Source organism: Streptomyces sp. NPDC054847 (assembly GCF_053610925.1).
The window spans coordinates 1-7,094 of sequence record NZ_JBSGZJ010000373.1; the positions used below are offsets into that span (position 1 = coordinate 1).

General features: G+C 72.3%; 8 protein-coding genes. 6 read left to right on the top strand and 2 right to left on the bottom strand.

Annotated features, from left to right (window positions below):
* On the bottom strand, nucleotides 1-661 hold a 661-nt coding region (locus ACWGH4_RS27490), incomplete at its 3' end, for an ATP-binding cassette domain-containing protein (protein ID WP_453465689.1).
* A gap of 254 nt (nucleotides 662-915) precedes the next feature.
* Between ACWGH4_RS27490 and ACWGH4_RS27495 the strand changes: the two genes are divergently transcribed.
* The gene (locus ACWGH4_RS27495) at nucleotides 916-1,821 is read left to right on the top strand and encodes a 5'-3' exonuclease (protein ID WP_453465703.1); all 906 of its coding nucleotides are present in this window, start codon (nucleotides 916-918) and stop codon (nucleotides 1,819-1,821) included.
* A 62-nt stretch (nucleotides 1,822-1,883) separates the two neighbouring features.
* A complete protein-coding gene (locus tag ACWGH4_RS27500; RefSeq protein WP_453465691.1) occupies nucleotides 1,884-2,735 on the top strand; it encodes a siderophore-interacting protein in 852 nt (283 codons plus the stop codon).
* Nucleotides 2,736-3,371: 636 nt separating this feature from the next.
* On the opposite strand, the gene ACWGH4_RS27505 is transcribed toward ACWGH4_RS27500, so the two are convergent.
* A complete protein-coding gene (locus ACWGH4_RS27505) occupies nucleotides 3,372-3,995 on the bottom strand; it encodes a MerR family transcriptional regulator (RefSeq protein ID WP_453465693.1) in 624 nt (207 codons plus the stop codon).
* A gap of 107 nt (nucleotides 3,996-4,102) precedes the next feature.
* On the opposite strand from ACWGH4_RS27505, the gene ACWGH4_RS27510 reads away from it, so the two are divergent.
* The 4 genes from ACWGH4_RS27510 (at nucleotide 4,103) to ACWGH4_RS27525 (ending at nucleotide 7,010) form a co-directional block, all read left to right on the top strand.
* The gene (locus ACWGH4_RS27510) at nucleotides 4,103-5,131 is read left to right on the top strand and encodes a hypothetical protein (RefSeq protein WP_453465695.1); all 1,029 of its coding nucleotides are present in this window, start codon (nucleotides 4,103-4,105) and stop codon (nucleotides 5,129-5,131) included.
* Nucleotides 5,128-5,583, top strand: a complete 456-nt coding sequence (locus tag ACWGH4_RS27515) for an ABA4-like family protein (protein ID WP_453465697.1) — start codon at nucleotides 5,128-5,130, stop codon at nucleotides 5,581-5,583. The genes ACWGH4_RS27510 and ACWGH4_RS27515 overlap by 4 nt, the downstream gene beginning before the upstream one ends.
* Before the next feature lie 96 nt (nucleotides 5,584-5,679).
* On the top strand, nucleotides 5,680-6,264 hold the full coding sequence (locus tag ACWGH4_RS27520) for a sigma-70 family RNA polymerase sigma factor (RefSeq protein ID WP_453465699.1): 585 nt from the start codon (nucleotides 5,680-5,682) through the stop codon (nucleotides 6,262-6,264).
* Complete coding sequence (locus ACWGH4_RS27525) at nucleotides 6,261-7,010, top strand: anti-sigma factor (RefSeq protein WP_453465701.1); 750 nt, start codon at nucleotides 6,261-6,263, stop codon at nucleotides 7,008-7,010. The genes ACWGH4_RS27520 and ACWGH4_RS27525 overlap by 4 nt, the downstream gene beginning before the upstream one ends.
* Nucleotides 7,011-7,094 lie beyond the last annotated feature (84 nt).

Genomic DNA, 7,094 nt, shown 5'->3' on the forward strand with positions numbered 1-7,094 from the left:
TGAAGACGATGGTCTTCTTCAGACGCTTCTGGAGCTCGAGGAGCTGGTCCTGCATGTCGCGGCGGATCAGCGGGTCGAGGGCGCTGAACGACTCGTCCATCAGCAGCAGGTCGGCGTCGGTGGCGAGCGCGCGGGCGAGGCCGACGCGCTGCTGCATGCCGCCGGAGAGCTCGTCGGGCCAGGAGTTCTCCCAGCCGCCGAGGCCGGCCAGCTCGAGGGCCTCCGCGGCGCGCCTGTCGCGTTCGGCGCGGGGGACGCCCTGCACCTCGAGGCCGTATCCGGCGTTCTCGAGGACGCTGCGGTGCGGGAAGAGGGCGAAGTGCTGGAACACCATGCTGATCCTGGTGGAGCGCACGGTACGCAGGTCGCGGGGGCTCAGGGCCGTCAGGTCCTCGCCGTCGAAGAGGACGCGTCCGGCGGTCGGCTCCAGGAGCCCGTTGAGCATGCGGAGCAGGGTGGACTTTCCGGACCCGGACAGCCCCATGACGACGAATATCTGGCCCGGCTCGACGGTGAAGGAGGCGTCGATGACCGCTGCGGTCGTTCCGTCGGCGCGCAGCTCGTCGCGGTCTGCGCCGCCTTCGAGCCTGGTCACCGCTTCATCGGGTCGTCTGCCGAACACCTTGTACAAGTGCTCGGCCTGCAGCCTGGACACATACACCTCACGGGTCGAACGGGAACGGCCCGCCACCCCCGCGCGCAGGCCGTGGAGCGTGGCGGGGTCTGCCCGCTTGCCCGATGCAATTGTTGAAAGAACAACCGGGTTCGCTCCGGCTCCGCGCCTCCCCCGGCGTTCAGAAGTCAAACGGAAGTGTGACCCAGTTCACTTTTCCGTCACCTCCCGGTGCACCGGATCGGGCTGCGGGCCGCCTGTCGGTGGGGTGCGGCATCATCGTCCCTGTGACCCGACGCCTGATGCTCCTCGACACCGCTTCCCTCTACTTCCGGGCCTACCACGGAGTCCCCGACTCGGTCCGGGCCCCCGACGGCACACCGGTCAACGCGGTGCGCGGGCTCATCGACTTCATCGCACGGCTGGTCCAGGACCACCGCCCGGACGATCTGGTCGCCTGCTGGGACAACGACTGGCGGCCCCAGTGGCGCGTCGACCTCATCCCCTCGTACAAGGCGCACCGGGTCGCGGCCGAGCACGACCAGGGCCCCGACGAGGAAGTGGTCCCCGACACGCTCACCCCCCAGGTCCCGGTGATCGAAGCCGTTCTGGCCGCGGTCGGCATCGCCCGTGTCGGCGCCGACGGCTACGAGGCGGACGACATCATCGGCACGCTCACCGCGCGGGCCACCGGCCCGGTCGACATCGTCACCGGCGACCGCGACCTGTTCCAGCTGGTCGACGACGCGCGCCAACGCCGGGTGCTGTATCCGCTCAAGGGCGTCGGCACGCTCCAGACGACGGACGAGGCCTGGCTGCGCGAGCGGTACGGCGTCGACGGGCCCGGCTATGTGGACCTGGCGCTGCTCAGGGGCGACCCGAGCGACGGACTGCCCGGCGTGCCGGGCATCGGCGAGAAGACCGCGGCCAAGCTCCTCGACACGTACGGCGACCTGGACGGGATCATGGCGGCCGTGGGCGACCGCGGCTCCAAGCTCACCCCGACGCAGCGCCGGCGGCTGGACGAGGCCAGGGCCTACGTCACCGTGGCCCCGAAGGTCGTCAAGGTCGCCACCGACGTGGCGCTGCCCGAGTTCGACGCCGCGCTGCCGAGCGCGCCCCGCGACCCGGTGGCCCTCGACCGGCTGACGGAGCAGTGGGGACTGGGCGGCGCGGTCGTGCGACTGCTGAACGCCCTGAAGCGCTGAGTCACCGGACGAGGTGTTAACTTAGGTAAGCCTAAGCACCTATCGTCCAGGGGAGTAACGCCGTGGCAGACCGAGCGGAACGTCCGGCCCGCACGTCACCGAAGGTCCATGAGGCGCAGGTGGTGCGCACGGAACAGATCACCCCACACATGGTGCGGGTGGTGCTCGGGGGCGAAGGGCTGGCCGCGTTCGAGCTCGGCGGCTGGACCGACCACTACGTGAAGCTGATCTTCCCTGCCGACGGCGTCACATACCCGGAGCCGTTCGATCTCGACCGGATCCGCGCGGAATTCCCTCGCGACCAGTGGCCCGCCAACCGTACGTACACGGTGCGCGCCTGGGACGCCGCCCATCGCGAGCTGACGATCGACTTCGTCGTCCACGGCGACGAGGGCCTGGCCGGCCCGTGGGCCGCCCGCGCCCGCGCCGGCGACACGATGCGCCTCCTCGGCCCCGGCGGCGGTTACGCCCCCGCCCCGGACGCGGACTGGCACCTGCTGGCAGGCGACGAGAGCGCACTGCCGGCGATCGCGGCGTCGCTGGAGCAGATGCCGGCCGGCGCCGTCGTCCACGCCTTCGTCGAGGTCGACGGCCCCGCGGACGAACAGAAGACCGCCACCCCGGACGGCGTCGGCATCACCTGGCTCCACCGCGGCGACCGCCCGGTCGGCGAGGCACTCGTCGAGGCGGTGACGGCACTGGACTTCCCGGAGGGCAAGGTCTGCGCGTTCGTCCACGGCGAGGCGGCCTGCGTGAAGGAACTGCGCCGGCTGCTGCGGGTCGAGCGGGGCGTGCCGAAGGAGCAGCTGTCGATCTCGGGTTACTGGCGCCTGGGCCAGACGGACGAGGCGTGGCGCGCGGTCAAGCGCGAGTGGAACGAGCAGGTGGAACGCGAACAGGAACGGGGCGCCTGAGACTCGGGCGGGGCGGACTGCGTCCGCGGGGCGCGGTCGGGAGCATGACCCGGCGCGGGCGGGTGGCCGCTTGCGCGGGAGCGTGACCCGGCGCGGGCGGGTGGCCGCTTGCGCGGGAGCGCGACCCGGCGCGGGCGGCGTCCGCGGTGCGGGAGCGTGGCTGCTGCGCGGGGCGCGGTCGGGAGCGTGGCTGCTGCTCGGGGACGGCAGCCCCGGCGCGGACTGCGTCCGCGATGCGGGGGCGTGGCCCGGCGCGAGGCATCTCCCCACCCCGCCCCTTCCCGCGGTACCGATGTGCGGCTCCGCCGCGTGGCGGGCCAACCCCGGACCCCGTACCGCCCTGTGGGCGGCGTACCGCGCTTCGCGCGGTGCCCTCAAACTCCCCCTACGGCCTGGCGGCCGTAGGAGGTGCCCCCAGGCGGGCCGGACTTCGCTGTGTGGCATCCAGCCCTGCCGGCGGCCCCCGGCCTTGCCGGGCAAATAAGCCTCGCCGGCGATTGAGGCGCGGGGGTCCGGGGGCAGAGCCCCGGCGCGGTGACGCGGTCCGGGCGGAGCCCCCACGCGGCAGAGCCGCACATCGGTACAGCGGGAAGGGGCGGGTAGGGGACAAGGCCCGCCGCAGGCGGCACGCGGCCGTCAGCCCTCCCCGTACGCCCGCGACGACCCGTCCGTCTGCGCCAGACGCCGCAACGCCGCCAGCATCGCGTCACCGATCACCGTGCCGACCACCACTCCCTCCACCAGGTCGTCCAGACCGATGTGCCGCCCCACATGGGCGAGGTCCGCGCGGGCCACCGTCTCCGCCGCGGAGGCGTAGTCGTCGAGCACTTCGGCGAACGCGCCGTGCCCCACCCGCTCCAGCGCCGCCAGCGCCTCGGTCAGCGCCTCCGCCGCGGGGTGGGCCGCGTCCACGCGCCAGCCGCGGCGCGCGATCAGCTCGCGGACCTTCTCCCGGGCGGCCGGTGACTCGTCGCCGTTCGCGTACCTCGGCACAAGTCCGTCCGTGGCGGCGCCGAGCACCTTGTGGACGGACCTGTCCGGGTCGTCGACGGCCCCGAGCACGTCCCTGATCGAGGCGACGGAGAGCCCGCCCACCTCCAGCAGCGCACGGATCAGCCGGAGCCTGCGTTCGTGCGCGTCGGAGTAGCTCGCCTGGTTCGGGCTGGTCAACTCCCCTGCCGACAGCAGCCCTTCGCGTACGTAGTACTTGATCGTCGGTACCGGCACCCCGGTCCTGCGGCTCAACTCACCGATGCGCATTGCGCGTTCACCCTTCGCCTCTTGCCATCCTCGGCCCCCATCATAGATAGTTCCACTATCTGATAGCGGTAAGCGCCACTATCCATAGTTTCTCCGGGGGTACACCCATGTCTTCTTCCGCGTCCTCACCACCCTGGTTCTCCTGGCACCGGCCGCTCATGGTCTTCGCCGCCTCGATGGCCGTGCTGACCGTGATGACGGCCGTGGGCTTAGCGGTGGACGACCGGCTCGTCGCCGGATCACCGGTCTGGTTCAAGCCCTTCAAGTTCTCGGCCTCGTTCCTCGCCTACGCACTCTCACTCGCCTGGATGCTGTCCATGCTGCGGCGCTTCCGGCGCGCCGGCTGGTGGGCAGGCACCGTCGTCGCCTTTGCCAGTGCGATCGAGATGGTGCTGATCACGGGTCAGGCGATGCGCGGCAGGCGCAGCCACTTCAACAACGAAACGCCCTTCGACAAGGCGCTGTTCGACACGATGGCCGTGACCGTGGTCGTGCTGTGGGCCGCGGCACTGGTCGTCGCAGTCCTGCTGTTCCGCACCGGACCCGCCGACCGGGCGTCCGCCTGGGCCGTCCGATTCGGCTCCGTGCTCTCGCTGGCCGGTGCCCTGATCGGGTTCCGGATGGCGCGGCCGACGCCCGAGCAGCGCGCAGAGGCGGAGACGGGGAACCCCGAGGTCGTCGGCGCGCACGGTGTCGGAGTGCCGGACGGCGGCCCTTCGATGCCGCTGACGGGCTGGGAGATGACGGGCGGGGACCTGAGGGTGCCTCACTTCGTGGGCCTGCACGCGCTCCAGGTCCTGCCCTTCGTCCTGCTCGCCCTGGTCGTACTCGCTCCGCGTTTCGCCCGGCTGCGTGACGAACGCGTCCGGTTGCGGCTGGTCCTCGTGGCATCGGGGACGTACACCGGGCTCTTCGCGCTGGTGACGTGGCAGGCGCTGCGGGGGCAGGCCCTGGTGCGCCCGGACGGGGTGACGCTCACGGCCGCGGCCGTCCTCCTGCTCGCCGCGGCGGCCGGCACCTGGGCGGCGCTGCGCCGGACCGCCCCACCCGACGGCCCGACGGCCGGGACGACCAGCAGGACCGGCGGCACCGGCAGGACCACCGGATCGGACACACACAAGGAGTTCGCCGCATGACCGGTTTCCTCTTCGAACTGTCCTTCTGGCTCGTCGCCCCCGTCTGGCTGCTGATGATCTTCGCGCCGCACCGACGGCTCACGGCCCGCGTCGCGGCCTCACCGCTGACCGTCGTCCCCGTGCTCCTCGTCCATCTCGCCATGGCGATCCCGGTGTTCCCCGAACTGTGGGCCGCGGTGAGCAGTCCCGACATCGACGTGTTCCGTGACCTCACCGCCCGTGCGAACGGCGCGGGCGCCGTCTGGGCGCAGGTCATCGCATGGGACCTGCTGCTCGGCCAGTGGATGTACCGCGAGGCACGGCGGCTCGGCATCCACCCCTTGGTGATGGGGCCGCTGCTGGTGCTCACGATCCTGCTCTCACCGATCGGTCTGCTGATCTTCCTCGCCGTGCGGGCCGCCCGCCCGGCGCACCGCAGCCCGGCCGACGGCGAGGCACTCGTACGGTCGTGACACCATGCCGCGGACCGCACCGATCCGCCGGGCGTCCGGCTACGAATGCCCGGTGGAATGTCCCTTCGACGCGTCCGCACCGTGGAGGATCGCCGCGTGAAAGCAGCCGTACACATCGGTGGGCCCGCTCCTGCGGGCCCGGATCTTCAGGAACTGCTCGGCCTGGTGGCCAGAGGCGACCAGAACGCCTTCTCCCAGGTGTACGACGCGGTCGGCGGAAGTGTCCTCGGCCTCGTCCGCACGGTGCTGCGGGACCCGGCCCAGTCCGAGGAGGTGGCTCAGGAAGTGCTGCTCGAGATCTGGCGCTCGGCCGCCCGCTACCAGCCGTCCCGGGGCTCCGCCATGACATGGATCCTCACGCTCGCCCACCGGCGGGCCGTCGACCGGGTGCGGTCGGCACAGGCCGCGACCGACCGCGAGCGGCGGGCGGCGCTGCTGGAGCGTACGCCCGCGTACGACGAGGTCACCGAGCAGGTGGACGCCCGGCTCGAGCGTGAGCAGGTACGGCGCTGTCTGCGCACCCTCACGGAGCTTCAGCACGAGTCGGTGACCCTGGCCTACTACCGGGGACTGACGTACCGGGAGGTCGCCGAGCTGTTGTCCGTACCGCTGGGCACGGTCAAGACCCGCCTGCGTGACGGACTCATCCGGCTGCGCGACTGCCTGGGGGTGAGCGCGTGAACACCGGTGATCTGCACCTGCTGACGGGCGCGTACGTGCTTCACGCCCTGCCGCCCGGGGAGCACGCCGACTTCGAACGGCACCTTCCGGGCTGCCCGTCGTGCTCGCAGGAGGTGCGCGAACTGGCCGCCACCACGGGCAAGCTGGCCTCCGCGGTCGCCGTCGTACCGCCGCCGGTGCTCAAGCAGCGGGTGATGGCCCACATCGCGGCGGAGCGGCAGGCGCCGCCGCGAGTGCCGCGCCAGAGCAGGCACGGCGGCCCACGGCGTGGGCGGGCGCTCTCCCGCTTCGCGCTGGCCGCGAGCATCGCGGCGGCCACCACGTTCGGCTCCTTGGCCCTCTGGCAGTACACGGAGGCGCGGGACGCCCGTGACGCGGAACGGCGTACGGAACGCCGGGCGGCGGACCTGGCCTCGGTGCTCACCGCCCCGGACGCCAGGGTCGTCTCCAGCAGGCTCTCGGACGGGGCGACCGGCACGGTGGTCGCCTCACGGACCCGTGACAAGGCCGCGTTCCTCGCCACCGGGCTGCCGAACCCGCCCGAGGGCAAGGTGTACCAACTCTGGTTCGCCGACGGCGGTTCCATGAGGTCCGCCGGCCTCTTGAACGTGTCGGGCGCCACGGGGGCCGTGGTGATGGAGGGGCCGCTGGACGACGCGTCCGGCATCGGCATCACCGTCGAACCGGCCGGCGGTTCCCCGCATCCGACCTCCGACCCGCTGGCCCTGATGACGCTCCCCGCCTGACCGGCGACGGCCGCCGGCCCGAGAGCCGGCGGGCCGGCCCCACGGCCGGTGGCGGTGAGGCCCGGCGCCGGACCGGCCCGGGAG